At 69.8% G+C, this 16,553-nt stretch carries 14 protein-coding genes and 1 pseudogene; 8 read left to right on the top strand and 7 right to left on the bottom strand.

Going from position 1 to position 16,553, the window contains the following annotated elements; all coding sequences use genetic code 11:
* Positions 1-8 precede the first annotated feature (8 nt).
* From H0524_RS21680 to H0524_RS21670, 3 genes are all read right to left on the bottom strand, one after another.
* Positions 9-875, bottom strand: coding sequence for a universal stress protein (locus H0524_RS21680; RefSeq protein WP_180200294.1), 867 nt, complete (start codon positions 873-875; stop codon positions 9-11).
* Positions 872-3,274, bottom strand: coding sequence for a phosphoketolase (locus H0524_RS21675; RefSeq protein WP_180200293.1), 2,403 nt, complete (start codon positions 3,272-3,274; stop codon positions 872-874). The genes H0524_RS21680 and H0524_RS21675 overlap by 4 nt, the downstream gene beginning before the upstream one ends.
* Before the next feature lie 98 nt (positions 3,275-3,372).
* A complete protein-coding gene (locus tag H0524_RS21670) occupies positions 3,373-4,197 on the bottom strand; it encodes a universal stress protein (RefSeq protein WP_180200292.1) in 825 nt (274 codons plus the stop codon).
* Between the two features lie 209 nt (positions 4,198-4,406).
* On the opposite strand from H0524_RS21670, the gene H0524_RS21665 reads away from it, so the two are divergent.
* From H0524_RS21665 to H0524_RS21655, 3 genes are all read left to right on the top strand, one after another.
* Positions 4,407-5,534, top strand: a complete 1,128-nt coding sequence (locus H0524_RS21665) for a CapA family protein (protein ID WP_180200291.1) — start codon at positions 4,407-4,409, stop codon at positions 5,532-5,534.
* Between the two features lie 154 nt (positions 5,535-5,688).
* Positions 5,689-7,335, top strand: a complete 1,647-nt coding sequence (locus H0524_RS21660) for an Ig-like domain repeat protein (protein WP_218942389.1) — start codon at positions 5,689-5,691, stop codon at positions 7,333-7,335.
* Between the two features lie 97 nt (positions 7,336-7,432).
* Positions 7,433-8,095, top strand: coding sequence for a hypothetical protein (locus H0524_RS21655; RefSeq protein ID WP_180200289.1), 663 nt, complete (start codon positions 7,433-7,435; stop codon positions 8,093-8,095).
* Here the strand turns inward: H0524_RS21655 and H0524_RS21650 are convergent.
* Entirely contained in the window at positions 8,055-8,309 is a 255-nt protein-coding gene (locus tag H0524_RS21650) for a hypothetical protein (RefSeq protein WP_018725431.1), read from the bottom strand. The genes H0524_RS21655 and H0524_RS21650 overlap by 41 nt on opposite strands.
* Positions 8,310-8,517: 208 nt before the next feature.
* On the opposite strand from H0524_RS21650, the gene H0524_RS21645 reads away from it, so the two are divergent.
* Positions 8,518-10,029, top strand: coding sequence for an Ig-like domain repeat protein (locus H0524_RS21645; RefSeq protein WP_180200288.1), 1,512 nt, complete (start codon positions 8,518-8,520; stop codon positions 10,027-10,029).
* Between the two features lie 55 nt (positions 10,030-10,084).
* On the opposite strand, the gene H0524_RS21640 is transcribed toward H0524_RS21645, so the two are convergent.
* Positions 10,085-10,336 (bottom strand): DivIVA domain-containing protein, encoded by a 252-nt coding sequence (locus H0524_RS21640; RefSeq protein ID WP_018214705.1) that lies wholly within the window; start codon positions 10,334-10,336, stop codon positions 10,085-10,087.
* Between the two features lie 446 nt (positions 10,337-10,782).
* On the opposite strand from H0524_RS21640, the pseudogene H0524_RS21635 reads away from it, so the two are divergent.
* The 3 genes and pseudogenes from H0524_RS21635 (at position 10,783) to H0524_RS21625 (ending at position 13,016) form a co-directional block, all read left to right on the top strand.
* Positions 10,783-11,651: pseudogene (locus H0524_RS21635) on the top strand (DUF5753 domain-containing protein).
* Entirely contained in the window at positions 11,648-11,863 is a 216-nt protein-coding gene (locus H0524_RS21630; RefSeq protein ID WP_018214707.1) for a DUF397 domain-containing protein, read from the top strand. The pseudogene H0524_RS21635 and the gene H0524_RS21630 overlap by 4 nt, the downstream one beginning before the upstream one ends.
* A 196-nt stretch (positions 11,864-12,059) precedes the next feature.
* On the top strand, positions 12,060-13,016 hold the full coding sequence (locus H0524_RS21625) for a sporulation protein (protein ID WP_050564125.1): 957 nt from the start codon (positions 12,060-12,062) through the stop codon (positions 13,014-13,016).
* A gap of 80 nt (positions 13,017-13,096) precedes the next feature.
* Here H0524_RS21625 and H0524_RS21620 read toward each other — a convergent pair whose 3' ends face one another.
* On the bottom strand, positions 13,097-13,435 hold the full coding sequence (locus tag H0524_RS21620) for a hypothetical protein (protein ID WP_018725436.1): 339 nt from the start codon (positions 13,433-13,435) through the stop codon (positions 13,097-13,099).
* 273 nt (positions 13,436-13,708) lie between these two features.
* On the opposite strand from H0524_RS21620, the gene H0524_RS21615 reads away from it, so the two are divergent.
* Positions 13,709-14,116: a hypothetical protein gene (locus tag H0524_RS21615; RefSeq protein WP_180200287.1), complete on the top strand. Its 408-nt coding sequence runs from the start codon at positions 13,709-13,711 to the stop codon at positions 14,114-14,116.
* A 105-nt stretch (positions 14,117-14,221) separates the two neighbouring features.
* Here the strand turns inward: H0524_RS21615 and H0524_RS21610 are convergent, their stop codons facing one another.
* Positions 14,222-16,486: an ATP-binding domain-containing protein gene (locus tag H0524_RS21610; RefSeq protein ID WP_180200286.1), complete on the bottom strand. Its 2,265-nt coding sequence runs from the start codon at positions 16,484-16,486 to the stop codon at positions 14,222-14,224.
* Positions 16,487-16,553 lie beyond the last annotated feature (67 nt).

The following is a 16,553-nucleotide window of genomic DNA, read 5'->3' as shown; positions in this document are numbered from 1 at the left end:
GACCAGCCTCAACGTTCGCGGACCACGGCGACCGGGGAGCGCGCGTGGTGCAGCAGCTGCTGGCTGACCGAGCCGAGCAGCATCCCGGCCAGGCCACCGCGGCCCCGGCTGCCGACCACGACCAGTTGGGCGTTGCGGCTGGCCGTCACGAGCAACTCGGCCGGATTGCCCTCGGCCACCTCCACCGAGATGGTGACGTCCGGGAACGCCTGTCGCCACTGGGACAGCGACTCGTCCAACTCGGCGCGGTCGGCCCGGGTCACCGCCCGGGAGTCCGGGCCGGACGGCGGACGCTGGCCCGGTGGCGGACGCCACGCGCGCAGCACGTGCAGCGGTACCTTCCGGGCGGCGGCCTGCTCGACGGCGAAGCCCAGGGCGAGCAGCGACTGCTCCGAGCCGTCCACCCCGGCCGCGACGTGCCCGGTCCGCCCCCGGCGGTCGACGTCGCCCCGGACCACCACCACCGGGCAGTGGGCGTGCGCGGCCACCGATCCCGCCGTCGAGCCGACCAGCAGGCCGGCGAAGCCGCCCAGCCCGCGCGTACCGAGTACCAGCAGGCCAGCCCGCGCCGAGAGGTCTTGGAGCACCAGCGCGGGCGGCCCCTCGTACAGCGCACCGGTAACGGTCAGCTCCGGGCTGGTCGCGTCCGCGGCGGCCTGCCGGACCAGCTCCTCCGCCTGCCGCCGAGCGGTGTCGTCGGGCCAGATGCTGGGCCCCCCGCCCGGGCCGGTCCACCCGGCCATGGTGAGCCATTCGAAGACGTACGCGAGGTGCACCGATCGCCCACTCCGGGCGGCCTCGGCCCGGGCCCATTCCTGGGCCCGGACCGCGTCCGGCGAGCCGTCGTAGCCCACCAGGATCTCGGTTCCGTTCACTGATAGTCGCCCAGCCCGGCGTTCGACTCGCGGACCCACCGCCACTGCGCCACCCGCGGGTCGTCGGCGCCGTGCTTGCGGGTGTAGTCCCGGCACGACTGGCGGGCGTCCACCATCTCCTGCCGCAGGTGCGCCGCCCGCGCGCCGAGCCCGGGTACCCGGTCGATCACGTCGATGACCAGGTGGAACCGGTCCAGGTCGTTGAGCATCACCATGTCGAACGGAGTGGTGGTGGTGCCCTCCTCCTTGTAGCCGCGAACATGCAGGTTGGAGTGGTTGCTCCGCCGGTAGGTCAGGCGGTGGATGAGCCACGGGTAGCCGTGGTACGCGAAGATGATCGGCTTGTCGGTGGTGAAGATGGTGTCGAACTCCGAGTCCGGCAGCCCGTGCGGGTGCTCGCTCGACGGTTGCAGGCGCATCAGGTCAACCACGTTGACCACCCGGACCTTGAGCTCGGGCAGGTGCTGGTGCAGCAGGTCGACCGCCGCGAGGGTTTCCAGCGTCGGGACGTCCCCGGCGCAGGCGAGTACCACGTCCGGTTCCGTACCGCCGTCGTTGCTGGCCCAGTCCCAGATGCCGATCCCGCGGCGGCAGTGCAGGACCGCCTCCTCCATCGACAGCCAGCTTGGGGTGGGTTGCTTCCCCGCGACCACCACGTTGATGTAGTGCCGGCTGCGCAGGCAGTGGCTCATCGTGGAGAGCAGGGTGTTCCCGTCCGGTGGCAGGTAGACCCGGACCACCTCGGCCTTCTTGTTCACCACGTGGTCGATGAAGCCCGGGTCCTGGTGGGAGAAGCCGTTGTGGTCCTGCCGCCAGACGTGGCTGGAGAGTAGGTAGTTCAACGAGGCCACCGGTTGCCGCCAGGGGATGCCCCGGGTCACCTTCAGCCACTTGGCGTGCTGGTTGACCATCGAGTCAACGATGTGGATGAACGCCTCGTAGCTGGTGAAGAGGCCGTGCCGGCCGGTCAGCAGGTACCCCTCCAGCCAGCCCTGGCAGAGGTGCTCGGAGAGCACCTCCATGACCCGACCATCGGGGGAGAGGTTCTCGTCGCCGGGGACGGTGGCCGCCACCCAGGCCCGGTCGGTGACCTCGAAGGCGGCACCGAGCCGGTTGGAGGCGACCTCGTCCGGGCCGAAGAGCCGGAACGTCTCCGGGTTCGCGGAGATGACGTCGCGGATCCAGCTGCCGAGCGTGCCGGTGGCGCTGGTGACCGCCGTACCGGGGCGGGGCACGTCGACCGCGTAGTCGCGGAAGTCGGGCAGGACCAGATCACGCAGCACCTGCCCGCCGTTGGCGACCGGGTTGGCGCTCATCCGGCGATCGCCCTTCGGCGGCAGGTCCAACAGCTCGGCCACCGGTGTCCCGGTCGCGTCGAAGAGCTCCTCCGGGCGGTAGCTGCGAAGCCAACGCTCCAACTCGGCCAGGTGCTGCGGGTTCTCGCGCACCTGCGGCAGCGGCACCTGGTGTGCGCGGTGGGTGCCCTCCACCCGGTTGTCGTCGACCTCGCGCGGGCCGGTCCAGCCCTTCGGCGTACGGAGCACGATCATCGGCCAGCGGGGGCGCTCGACCTGGCCACCGGAGCGGGCCCGCTGTTGGATCGCGGCGATCTCGTCCAGCGCCCGGTCCATGGTCGCGGCGAGCGCCTGGTGCACGGTGGCCGGATCGTCCCCGGCCACCAGGTACGGCTCGTGACCGTACCCGCGCATCAGATCCAGCAGGTCGGACTCGGGGAGCCGGTCCAACACCGTCGGGTTGGCGATCTTGTAGCCGTTGAGGTGCAGGATGGGCAGCACCGCGCCGTCGCGGGCCGGGTTCAGGAACACGTTCGACAGCCAGCTACCGGCCAGTGGCCCGGTCTCCGCCTCGCCGTCGCCGATCACGCACGCGACCAGCAGGTCCGGGTTGTCGAACGCGGCACCGTAGGCGTGGCTGAGCGCGTACCCGAGCTCACCTCCCTCGTGGATCGATCCCGGCACCTCCGCGGCCACGTGGCTGGGGATGCCGCCGGGGAAGGAGAACTGGCAGAAGAGCTGCGCCATGCCGGCCTCGTCCTGGCAGGTGCCGTGGTAGAGCTCGCTCCAGGTGCCCTCCAGCCAGGTGTTCGCCACCAGCGCGGGACCGCCGTGGCCGGGACCGGTGATGTAGATGGCGTTCAGGTCACGGGCGACGATGACCCGGTTGAGGTGGGCGTAGAGCAGGTTCAGGCCGGGGCTGGTGCCCCAGTGCCCGAGGAGCCGCGGCTTGATGTGTTCCACGGTGAGCGGCTCACGCAGCAGCGGGTTGCTCCGGAGGTAGATCTGCCCGACCGTGAGATAGTTCGCCGCCCGCCAATACGCGTCCAGTCGGCGTAGTTCGTCTTCGGTCAGCGGGCTGTGCTGGGTGGTGGCGATGTTCATGCTTACCTAAGCCTCTCGGTCGGGTGTGGCGCATCCGGGGCGTTGTGGTCAGCCTCGCCGACGGCTACCGCCGGGTTAAGAGGCGTTGGTCCCGGGTCTCACGGACTCTCTGCCGGAGGGACTCCCCGCACCACAACCGTGGGCGTGGGCGAGTGGTAGAGCAGGGTCTGACAGGTTGCGCCGATCATTCCCCGGCCGGGCTGTTGGCCGCGCGCGGCCACCACCACCAGCTGTGCGGACCGGGACTGCTCCACCAGGACATCGCCGGGAGCACCGCGGATGGTGTGGCACTCCACCGGCACTCCCGGCTCCGGGCCGCCGATCTCCGCCACCGTGTCGGCGAGGATCGCCGGTGTGTCGTCGTAGCCGCGCTCCACCACCCGGACGGCGACCAGGCGGCCGGTCCGACGGACGGCGCAGTCGAACGCCCACTTCAGGGCCTGCCGGGAGTCGGCCGAGCCATCCACTCCGACCAGCACCGGCCCCTTCGTCGGCGGTTCGCGGCGGGCCACCAGCACTGGGCAGCCGGCCTGGGTGACGAGCTGCACCGCCGGCGTGTCGGCGGGGAGGGCGCAGCCGGGCTGTCGGGTACTCATGCCGCTGTCGCCGACGGCGACCAGGAAGGCCGTCTCCGACCTGCGGATCAGCGGCTGCACCCGCGAGCCTTCGGCGATCTCGTGGCCTACCGTCAGCGTCTCCTCGACCTCCCGGGCGACCTTGACGGCACGATCGAGGAGTTCCGCGGCCGCGTCGTGCGTGCCGGCGACCGACTCCGCCGCGAAGGCTGCCCCCCAGTCGAAGGTGTGGATCAGCTGGAGGGGGTGCCCGAACGCGGCCGCTTCCTGCGCGGCGAGCTCGACCAGCGGCAGGTCCCGTTCCGAGCCGACCCCGACGAGCGCTGGCGCGTCACTGGCTGCGGCCATGTCGGCATCACCTCCGCGGGAGTCGCCCCCGGCCTCCGTCCTGAGGCTAGTCCGGGCAGCGCGGCGCTGGGGCGGGATCGTGCAGCCCACGCGACCGGGATCGCCGGCACCGGGGTGGGCGGTGGAACCGGAGGCCGGCCGGGGTTCCCCGCCGTCCGGACACCGCGATCGACCGGCCGGACGGTTACCGACAGTGTTAGCGTCCAAACGTGGGCACGAACCAGGAGATTCAGGAGATTGTCGTCGCCGCCACCGGCGACCTGCTCATCCTCCGGGACCGTCCGCACGACATGTTCCGGCACGTGCGGGACCATCTGGTCGGGGCCGATATCACCTTCGGCCAACTGGAGACCGCCTACTCCGACCAGGGGTCGTTGGGTTCGTCCGGCCCACGCGGCGGCGTCCCGCACGACGTGGAGAACCTCGCGGCGATACCGCACGCGGGCTACAACGTCATCTCGATGGCGAGCAACCACACCGGCGACTGGGGAGCTGACGCGCTGCTCGACTGCATCGAGCGGTGTCGCCGCAACGGCGTCACCGTGGTGGGTGCGGGGGCGGATATCGACGAGGCGCGCCGGCCCGGGATCATCGAACGCGACGGTACGCGGGTCGGGTTCCTGGCCTACTGTTCGGTCGCGCCGGAGGGCTACTACGCCGGGCCGGACAAGCACGGCGTGTCGCCGATGCGGGCGATGACCCACTACGAGCCGTTCGAGTATGACCAGCCCGGCGGCCCACCCCTGATCAAAACCCAGCCGGACGAGTCCGACCTGGCGGCGTTCGTCGCGGACATCAACAAGCTGCGCGACGAGGTGGACGTGCTGGTCGTGTCACTCCACTGGGGCCTGCACTTCCAGCGCTCACGGCTCGCGGACTACCAGCCGACGGTGGCTCATGCGGCGATCGACGCCGGTGCCGACGTGGTGATCGGGCACCACCCGCACATCCTGAAGCCGGTCGAGGTCTACCGAGGCAAGGTCATCTTCTACAGCCTGGGCAACTTCGCCTTTGAGATCAACGAGCGCTGGTGGCAGTCGTACAGCAAGGAGTGGTTTGAGAAGGCGAACCGGATCCACCAGAAACTCGCCCCCGGCCGAGATCTGAGCGAGGAGGGCCGGAACTCGGTGATCGTCCGGCTACATATCACCGGCGGTCAAATCGACCGGGTCAGCATCGTGCCCGTGTTCATCAACGAGGGGCACGAGCCGGTGCCGTACCGGGCGGACACGCCGGAGGGGCGCGCGGTCCGCGACTATCTGGCGGAGATCACGGCCGAGGCGGGGATCGACACCGCCTTCGATGTGGTTGACGACCGGATCCTGGTTCGCGTCTGAGCCTTCGAGGGCGTTTCTCCTCGCCTTTCCCGCAGTAGGGCGGTAAACATGGCTTTCGTCCTATTTGCGGATGTGGTGCGCTCGGAGGTGTTGGGCGGTGCGCAGATTCCGCCAGCAGGCAGGCTGTGCTGCCCGAACGCGCTGGCGAAAAGGAATGGCCGGGGCTTGCTTCGCCCTCGTGGTGGCAGTGACAGTCACCCCGGCGGCGGGCGGGTCGCCGGCGATCGCGCAGCAGGCGTCGTCGCCGACCACCGTCACCTCGGATGCCGTCCTCGCCTGGGGTGACAACTACTACGGCCAGTTGGGCGACGGGACCACCAACAACAACCGCACCACACCCAACCCCGTGGGCCTGCCAACGGGCGCTGAGCTGGCCGCTGTCGCCGCCGGTGACGCGCACAGTCTGGCGTTGACGTCGGCCGGCACCGTTCTCGCGTGGGGCAGAAACCGCGTTGGCCAGTTGGGGGACGGGAGCACCATCAATCGCAGCACTCCCGTCGACGTCCGCCTGCCGCCGGGCATCACGGTCACTGCCGTCGCCGCCGGCTTCAACCACAGTCTGGCGTTGACCTCCGCCGGCACCGTCCTTGCCTGGGGTGACAATTCTGTCGGTCAGTTGGGTGACGGGACCAGGACGAACCGCAGTACGCCGGTGGCGGTGAGTTTCCCGGCGGGCACGGTGATTACCGCTGTCGCCGGCGGTGGCGTGCACAGCCTGGCATTGACGTCGGCCGGCACCGTCTTCGCCTGGGGTGACAATTCTTCCGGTCAGTTGGGTGACGGGAGCACAACGAACCGCAGTACGCCGGTGGCGGTGGGGTTGCCGCCCGGCACGGTGGTTGCCGCTGTCGCCGGCGGTGGCTCGCACAGCCTGGCGGTGACATCGGCCGGCGCCGCCCGTGCCTGGGGCAACAATTTCGTTGGCCAGTTGGGCGACGGGAGCAATCTGAACCGCAACGCTTCCGTTCCCGTCCGCCTGCCGCCGGGGACCACAGTCACCGCCATCGCCGGCGGGCTCAACCACAGTCTGGCGGTGACCTCGGTCGGCACCGTTCTCGCCTGGGGCAGCAACTCCTGGGGCCAGTTGGGTGATGGGACCACCAGAGAAAGGAACACGCCCGGCTCGGTGAGCCTGCCCGCCGACAGCACGATCACCGCGGTCGCCGCCGGCAATCTCTTCGGCCTGGCGATCACCTCGGCCGGTGCCGTCCTCGCCTGGGGCAGCAATATCCTCGGCCAGTTGGGTGACGGGACCACCACCGTTCGCCGGACGCCCGTCGCGGCCAGCCTGCCCACGGCAACCACGGTCACCGCCATCGCCATCGCCACCGGCAGCGTCCACAGCCTGGCCCTGGTCGAAGCGCGATCAGCGTCCACCACAGCCCTGCGGGTCTCGCCCCGGAACCCGACGGCCGATCAGGACGTCACCCTCACCGCCACCGTCACCTGCACCACCGACACCCCCACCGGCAGCGTCACCTTCCGCAGCAATGCCACCGACCTCGCCACCGTGCCGCTGGGCGGCACCAACACCGCCACCCACACCACCGGGCTCCCGCCCGGCACCCACACCCTCACCGCCCACTACGCCAGCACCAACACCTGCCCCAACAGCCGGTCCGAGGCCACCACCATCACCATCGACACCCCCACCGACCCCGACACCCCCACCGACCCGGATCTGCCCATCACCGGCCCCAACGTGTCTAGCGCCGTGGGTGCCGCCAGCCTGCTCATCCTCACCGGAGTCACCCTCATCCACCTCACCCACCGACGTCGGCCGCCCCACCAGCGCCCATGAGCCGGCGGTCGTGACCCGCTGGGGCCGGGCGGAGTCCGGCCCGGCCCGGCCCGACAATGGCGGAGGGCGGCCTGGCCGGGACCCGTAGGATGCCGCCATGCCGTTACTGAGCTGGCGTGATCCGCTACTTTGGCGGCCGAGCCGGGTCCTGGTCGCGGGAACCTCTGGGGCGGGCAAGACGAGCCTGGCGACGTCGCTCGCCGCGGCATGGCAGCTCCCTCGGGTGGAGCTCGACGCATTGCACCACGGTGAGCACTGGGTACCGCGCCCGAGCTTCGTTGCCGAGGTGAGTCGATTTGCCGCTGGGCCGCGCTGGGTGACCGAGTGGCAGTACACCGCCAAGCTCGGCGACATTCTCTCCGGCAAAGCCGATCTGGTGGTGTGGCTGGACCATCCCCGGCAGTTGGTGATGCGGCAGGTGATCGCCCGCACGATGGCTCGCAGTTGGCGGCGTGAGGTGCTGTGGAACGGCAACGTCGAGCCCCCGCTGCGGACCGTCCTGACCGACCCCGATCACGTGATCCGATGGGCGTGGCGAACGCAGAAAGGCCCGGGTGAGCGCGTAGCCCAGCTGCTCCAGCAGCGGGGCCCGGCGGTCATGGTGGTGCGATTGCGCGGCCGTCGACAGGTGCGTCGGTGGACGTCCCGGGTCCTGCCGTTCGCGGTCCCGTCGGATGTCGCGCCGGCGGTGCTTTCTGCCAGCGCTGAGGCTGGACCCGTCAGTGCGGTCGGTCCTCGCGCCGACGATCCCGGGAGCTGATGCCCAGATCGTCGGCGAGCTCGCCAAGAATCCCCTTGGGCTTCGACCTGCGGCGAGGGCGGAGAGCTTGGAACACGTCGATCACACCCACCAGGATGAGCACCAGCCCGAGCGGTTCACCCCGGAACCAGAGCAGCTCGGTGTCTGGAAAGAACAGTCTGAGCACCAACCCAAAAATGATCAATGCCAGACCCAGGGCCAGCTTGAACGCCATGCCGTCGCCTCTCTGGTAAGTGCAGATGCAGGTTGAGCGGTCCCACGATCTCAGCCAGAGATGAACCGCGCTGTCCCGAGCTTCTTCTCCGGCTGCTGGTCGCCGTTCTGGGTCTTCGTCGGCTCGGGTCTTTCGTCACCAATGCCTACTTCGTTCGCTTATACCTTGCGGCGGGTGAGCTTTCGACAAGTTGCTGGGGTAGGGCTAAGTGGCGAGTTTTTGGACCGGCACGGTCGCGGACGTGAAAAGAAGCTGGGCCCGGCCCGCGAGTCTGCGGAAGCTGTTCGCGGTACTGCTGATGGTGGCGATCGTGCTGGGCACAACCTCGGTCGGTACGGCGCGCGTCCTTGCGCAGGACGCGCCGTCGGCGGCAGCGGGCTCTCCTGGCACCGGCCTGGCCTGGGGCGACAACGGTTCCGGCCAGTTGGGCGATGGGACCACCATCAGCAGCAGCACTCCCGTTGGGGTGGACTTACCCGGCGGCACCACGATCACCGCGCTTGCCGGCGGTGGCGGCCACAGTTTGGCGTTGACCTCCGCCGGTGCCGTGTTGGCCTGGGGTGCCAACGGTTCCGGTCAGTTGGGTGATGGGACGACCGTCAGTAGTAGTACCCCTGTTGCGGTGGAGGTGCCGACCGGCATCACGATCACTGCCGTTGCCGCCGGCAACTTCCACAGTCTGGCGTTGACCTCCGCCGGCACTGTGCTGGCCTGGGGCTTCAACGACTTGGGCCAGTTGGGTGATGGGACGACCGTCAGTAGTAGCACTCCTGTTGCGGTGGATGTGCCCGGCGGCACCATGATTACTGCCGTTGCCGGCGGCGGCTTCCACAGTTTGGCGTTGACCTCCGCCGGTGCCGTGTTGGCCTGGGGTGCCAACGGTTCCGGTCAGTTGGGTGATGGGACGACCGTCAGTAGCAGTACCCCTGTTGCGGTGGATGTGCCGACCGGCATCACGATCACCGCCGTTGCCGGCGGCCGCTTCCATAGTCTGGCGTTGGCTTCCGCCGGCACCGTGTTGGCCTGGGGCCTTAACGACTCAGGCCAGTTGGGTGATGGGACGACCGTCAGTAGCAGCACTCCTGTTGCGGTGGATGTGCCGACCGGCATCACGATCACCGCCGTTGCCGCCGGCAACCGCCATAGTCTGGCGTTGGCCCCCGCCGGCACCGTGCTGGCCTGGGGCCTCAACGTCTCGGGCCAGTTGGGTGATGGGACCACCACCAGCAGTAGCATCCCTGTTGCGGTGGACGTGCCGACCGGTGTCACGGTCGTCGCCGTCGCGGGCGGCGGCTTTCACAGTCTGGCCATCGTCCCGTCGAACTCAACCACGACCCTGCAGGTGTCCCCGCCGAATCCGGAACCGGATCAACCCGTCACTCTTACCGCTACCGTGACCTGCACCGCCAGCGCCCCCACGGGGACCGTGACCTTCCTGGAGGGCACGAAGATCATGGGTACTGAACCACTGTCCGGCAGTCCCACCGCCACCGCAAATCTCACGGTCAACCGTCTGACACCTGGCAAACGCAGCATCCAGGCGCGCTACAACGGTGACGGCAATTGTCCAGTCTCCACATCCGACCCAGCGACAGCCACAGTCCGAAAGCCCATCCTCCCAGTGACCGGCGCCAGCCTTCCCACCATGCTCGCGGTCGGATTCCTGCTTACCCTCACCGGCGCGGCCCTGGTCGCGGGCGTTAAGAACCGCGATGCATGAAGATGATCTAGAGGTACGGTCTGTCGAGCGTGGATTGGGGGCCCGACTGGACCGGTCAGGGCGTGCGTCGTCGGGCCTGGGCGCTCTGCCAGTCGCGCAGCGCCCGTTTGATCCGGGTGTTCTCGTCGTGGAGCCGAACCACCTCCTGTCGCAGCGTGGCCAGCTCGTGCGCGACCCGGTGCAGAAAGTGTCGTACCTCCTGGGGGTCAAGGCCGCGTCGGCCGAGGCCCACCGTGGCGAAGTTCCGTTCGCGGACGAGGCGGGGATGGAGTTGCTCGGTGCCGCCGTAGACGGTGCCGTGACGCATTGATCGGTTCCCTTCGTTGGTGTTGGAAGGGGCGGCCCCGGTCGGAGGGGACATTTCCGGCGCAGGGCCGCCCCGCCCGACGACCGCAGCCCTCCTTGGCGGTACGGCCACCGGGCTGCCGGTGGGTGGTGTCAGTTCGCGGCGAGGCAGGGTCGCGGAGACCCGCCTTTCCGTGATAGGTATTCGTCAAGTCGGTCGGAGCCGGAATGCGCGCTAATCGCGGCTCCATGTTGAGACCCGACGAGAGCCGGTATGCGTCTGCCACACGCCAGGCCGTCTCTCGTCACCTTCTCGGCTGTTGGCACAGCCGCGGTTGCCGTGCTTGCACCGGGCGTCCCCGGGGGCCGGTGATCACCCTCACCCGAAGGCCACATTTCCAGTGGCCTCGGCATTGGTGCAACGACACCAACGGATCCATTTTCGGCAGGATGCGTGGAGAGGTGAGCATGGCCGTCAAGAGAGAAGCCTTCGTACGGACGCTTCGGGCGCAGTGGCTCGGCCAACAGATGCGGGAGCTGCGCGACGTGGCCTGACGCTCAAGTACGTGGCCCAGTTTCTGGAGCGGGACTTCTCGTCGCTGGCACGGTACGAGCGAGCCGAGTGGCCTTTCCGTCGAGATCTCGTCATGGAACTCTTGGATCTCTACGGGGTCTACGATGAGCGGGAACGAACGCGGATCATCCAGCTTGCGCAGGATGCCTGGCGGGTTGATCGCTGGGACAACGACTTCGACCAGACGATCTATGACACGTCATTCATTGATTTTCCCTGGCTGGAGTCGAAAGCGGAGCAGGTGTGCACGTACGCCTCCTTGCTCATACCCGGCCTTCTGCAAACCCGGGACTACGCCGAGGCGGTGATCCGGAACGCGGAGGCCAGCTCCACCAGCGAGGTGCAGATCCGGAAGTGGGTTCAGCTCCGGATGGACCGGCAGCGCCTGTTGGAACAGCCCACCGGCACGCGAATCGCCGTGATCGTCGAGGAGTCGGCCCTACGGCGTCCGGTGATGAGCCGGCAGGTCATGGCGGCACAGCTCGACCACCTGGTGCAGGCGCTGCGGAAGCCGACGGTCGAGATCCGGGTTCTGTCCACAGGCCTCGGTCTGCACGCGGGCTTGGACGGCACGTTCTGGCTCTTCAAGATGCCTCCGCCCTACACCGACGTCGCGCATGCCGAGACGCTTGGTGGACGGCTCTTCATGGAGTCGGACAAGGCGTTGCGATATGTCCGCGCGTACGATCGCCTCCGGGAGGCCGCACTCACTGTGCGCGAGTCGGCGAGGCTGATTTCTGCCCTTGCGGAGGAGTTGTCATGAGCGACACCATGCCCGACGTTGCTTGGCATATCAGCACCAGGAGCCCGGACCACGGCGGCAACTGCGTCGAGGCGGGGCCGTTGCTGGACGGGTCGGGGCGGGTGGCGGTGCGGCACAGCAAGGCCCCCGAGGCGGCCACGATTATCTATACGGCTGAGGAGTGGGCGGCGTTCGTCGGCGGCGTGCGCGACGGTGAGTTCGATTTCGCCTAGCTTGCCGGCGAGCCGGACCGGTGGTGTGGTGGCCGGCGCCGGGTAGCGTCCACAGCAACGGGAGTGTCCGGCGGAGGTGGTGGCCGACCCGGCGCTGGTGGGAGACTTACGACGGCCTCTCGACAGCATCCGGTACGGTGCACACCGTCACCGTCGGCTCCAGGAGAGTGCGACACCAGACCCAGCGGGAGTTCCGATGGTCTTCAAGAAAATGTTGAGCGCGTTAGGCGTAGGCGGACCCAGCGTGGACACCGTCCTCACGAACCCCAACACCCGGCCCGGCCTGGCCCTCGACGGCCAGGTCAACCTGATCGGCGGGGACTCGCCGGCGGCCATCGAGCAGATTGTCGTCGGCCTGGTCACCCGGGTCGAGATCGAGGGCCACGACACCGAGTACGCGGGGCTCATGGAGTTCCAGCGGATGCCGGTCTCCGGGCCGCTGCAACTGGCTCCCAAGCAGCAGCTGTCGATCCCGTTCCAGCTGCCGGTGCCATGGGAGACCCCGATCACCGACGTGTACGGCCAGCGCCTGCACGGCATGACGATGGGGCTGCGGACCGAGCTGGCGATCGCCCGGGCCGTGGACAAGAGCGACCTGGACCAGGTCAACGTGCACCCGCTGCCGGTGCACGAGCGCATCCTGGAGGCGTTCACCCGGCTCGGTTTCCGGTTCAAGAACGCCGACCTGGAGCGCGGTTCCCTCTATGGGGTGCAGCAGACGCTGCCGTTCTACCAGGAGATCGAGTTCTTCGCCTCCCCGCAGTACGCGCAGACGATCACCGAGGTGGAGCTCACGTTCGTCACCAACCCGCACGGTGTCGACGTGATCCTGGAGTGCGACAAGCGCGGCGGCTTCTTCACCTCCGGGCAGGACGTTTTCGGCCGCTACCAGGTCGCCCACCAGGACGCCGACCGGGTGGACTGGATGCAGGTGGTGGACGGGTGGCTGCGCGAGACGACCTCCCGCTACGGCAGCCTGCGGGCGCAGGGCTTCGGCGTCCCGCAGCAGCACGGCCAGCGGGGGATGGGCATGGGCATGGGCGGCATGATCGCCGGTGCCGCGCTCGGGGTGGCCGGCGGCATGATCGCCGGTGAGATGATCGAGGACGCGATGGAAGGGGACTTCGCCGAGGACTTCGGCTTCGAGGAGTAACCCAGACCTCGAACAGTCATCCAGGCAGAGGGTGCCCGCCGGGACGTAGATCCCGGCGGGCACCCTCTCGTCGCTATCGGCTAACGCTGGGCCATGCCCCGCTCATTGGTGAGACGCCGATCCGAGCCGGCCTTCGCCAACCCCCTACTGATCAGGTACGCGGCGGTCAGGGCGGAGAGGAACCACCACGCCAACGTTGGATCGTTGATGTTCAAGCCGTTGGTGCCCGACCCACGCCAGAAGGCGGAGATCAACACAAGGACGACCGCGCCGGCGTAGACCCAGAACTCGGTGGTCAGGAACGAGTTCTTCGTCTCCGTGTCCGGAGCGGACATCTGCTCCCGGCGCCCGTTGTCCATCGCCCGCATCGGACGGGTCGGTGCGTCCTGCAGGCGGTCCCGGTTCTGGGCCTCCCGCATGCGCTCCCGGTCCTGGGCGTCCGCCGAGGGCCGGTTCTGCGGCCTGGTGGATGCAGCCTGCGTGCTCATCTGGTCCTCCTCGGATTTGATGAGTACCTGCGGCCCCTCGCCCCGCTACCGCGTCTCGGCCACGGCACCGTTCGTGGCGGGGGCACCCTGGGTCTACCCGACCGGCCGGGGGCAGTAACCCCGCCCCAGCCACACCGGCGTGTTTGGCGGGCCCCGGGGCGGGAACCCAAGGAGACTTCCGACGAGTCTGCGAGGTGATGCGACATGCGCACCGACGACACACGGAACGAGGCCGCCCGGCGGGCCGAGGAGCGGATCGCCGGCGACCAGTACGGCGCGGGCGTCCTGGATGAGGTGACCGTGCCGCAGACCGACGTACAGCGGGTCATCCAGGACGAGGACCCGGGCGACCCGGCGCACCACCGGATCGACCCGCAGGTGCTGCGCGACGGTGGCCCGACCCGGGGCCAGGGCGCGATCACGACGACCGGCGGGACCGCCGGCCCGGCCAGTGTTCGCCGGGTGGCCCGGCAACCGGAACGGCACCGGGGCCGGGTCGCACCGACCACGACGGGGGACGCCACCACCGGCGGCTTGAGCACCCCGACCGCCGGCTCCACGAGCGACGCGGCCGGCCCCGGCGTGCACGCCGCGAACCTTTCCGACGACTGACAGCCCGCTCCGACGGCCTGGCCCGGTTCGGGCCAGGCCGTCGGTCGCCGGGCGGGATACCCGGTCAGGGCCGAGGCATCCGGTTCAAGGCCGGGTGCGGGGCGGTCAGGAGGCGGGGCGCAGAATCGTCAGCCGTTGGGTGGCGCGGGTCAGCGCCACATACAGGTCGTTACGACCGCGAGGGGACTCCGCGACTATCCCGTCGGGGTCGACCACCAGGACGGCGTCGAACTCCAACCCCTTGGCCTGGGCGACGGTGAGCAGGACGGTACGACCCTTCAGGTCGGGCTGTTCACCGATGGTGGCCTCCGGGATGGCATCCGCCAGGGCGGGACCCAGGTCGGCGACGCGGGCGGCCGGCACGATCACCCCGAGCCGGCCGTCGGTGTGTGCCGCCGCCATAGCGGTCGCCGCGTCGACCAGCTCCGCCGCCAGCCGCTGCGGCGCCACCGCCCGCTCGGTCGGCGGCACACCGGTCGACCGGACCGACCGGGGTGGGCGCAGCGTCGGGTCGATCTGGGCGAGCACCTCCGCGGCGACCGCCATGATCTCGGCGGGGGTGCGGTAGCTGACCGCCAGCTCCGCCAGCCGCCAACGCTGCGCCACGTACGGTTCGAGGGCGTCAGCCCAGGACGCAGTGCCCGCCAACGCGCCGGTCTGCGCCACATCACCGACGATGGTCATCGACCGGCTGGGGCAGCGGCGCATCAGCAGCCGCCACGCCATTGGCGACAGCTCCTGCGCCTCATCCACGATGATGTGGCCGAACGCCCAGCTCCGGTCGGCGGCGGCCCGCTGCGCGGTGGTCAGCCGGTCCCCCTCCTCCTGCCGCTCCACCAGCCGGTCGGCGTCGAGCAGGTCGGTGACGCCGAGGATCTCGCCCCCGTCCGCCTCGTCCTCCACGTCGATCGACCGGGAGCCCCGGGCGATCTCCAACACGCCCTCGGCGTACTCCCGCTGCAGGGTCCGCAGTCGCTCCCGGCGGGCCGCGGCGGCGCGGTCGTCCTCGCCGAGCAGCTCGGCCGCCTCGTCCAGCAGCGGCACGTCGGCCGGCGTCCAACCACCCGGCTGGCGGTGCAGCAGAGTCTGCTCGGCTCCGGTCAGCATCGGCGCGGCGGTGGCGATCCGCACCGGGTCGGCGTACAGGTCGGCGAGTAACTGCTGCGGGGTGAGTAGCGGCCACAACTGGTCCAGCGCCGCCCGTACCTCCGGGTCGTCCCGCAGTTCCCGGCGGATCTCGGCGCGGTCGGCCTCCTCGAGCAGGTTCTCCCCGCCCAGCGGGTCGGCGCCGATGCGCTCGGCCACCTGCGCGGCGAGCGCGTGCACGACCTCGACATCGAAGACCGCCCGGGCGAGGTTGTGGGGCCGGCCGGACCGGCGGGCCCGGTCCCGGGCGGCCCGGACGGTCTCCGGGTGCAGCTGCAGGATCTCCCGCTGCGGCTGCGCGATCTCCAGCGGTTCGTCCGGCACCCACTGCCGGTCCCGGACCGCGGCGGCGATGACATCCACCAGCACCGCGCGGCCCTTCAGCGCGGCGGTTTCGGCCGCCTCGGTGCGGCGCGCGGTGACCCCGGGGAAGAGGTCAGCCTGGGTACGCAGCAGCACGCCTGTTTCGGCCAGGGCGGGCAGCACCTGGGAGATGTAGCGCAGGAAGGTCGCGTTCGGCCCGACCAGCAGCACGCCCCGGGTGGCGAGTTCCCGCCGGTGCGTGTAGAGCAGGTAGGCCGCCCGGTGCAGCGCCACCGCGGTCTTGCCGGTGCCCGGACCGCCCTGCACCACCAGCGTGCCCGGCAGCTCGGCCCGGATGACCGTGTCCTGCTCGGCCTGGATGGTCTCGACGATGTCCCGCATCCGGCCGGTACGGCCGGCGGTGAGGGCCGCGAGCAGCGCCGCCTCGCCGGTCAGCTCCTCGTGGCCGGTGGGGGAGGCGGCAGCCAGGTCGAGCACCTCGTCGTTGAGGCCGGTGACCTTGCGTTGCCGGGTCCGGAGGTGCCGCCGTCGGTGGACGCCCTGCGGGTTGGCCGCGGTGGCGAGGTAGAAGGCGCGCGCCGCCGGGGCGCGCCAGTCGATCAGTAGCGGGTCGTAGTCGCCGTCGGTGTCGAAGATGCCGATCCGGCCGATGTAGTGCCGGCCGCCGTCGTCGGTGTCCAGTCGGCCGAAGCACAGGCCCTGCTCGACCGCCGAGTACTGCTCCACCTGCTCGCCGTACATCCGTACCGCGCTGTCGCGTTGGGAGCGGGCCTGGAGGGTGCCACCGGTTGCCCGGAGCTGATCGGCCAGCCGGTGGGTGGCCTGCTCCCGCAGCGCGTCCAGCCGGCCGTAGAGCATCGAGACGTACTCCTGCTCCCGGCCGAGCTCGTCGTCGTTCATCGGCGAATCGTCGGGACCGCCGGAGTGCGGTGAAACGCCGGAGTTGCTTGACAAGCCATCTCGCAAT

The organism is Salinispora sp. H7-4 (assembly GCF_013416675.1).
Lineage (GTDB): Bacteria > Actinomycetota > Actinomycetes > Mycobacteriales > Micromonosporaceae > Micromonospora > Micromonospora vitiensis.
This window is presented reverse-complemented; position numbering and strand designations above follow the sequence as displayed.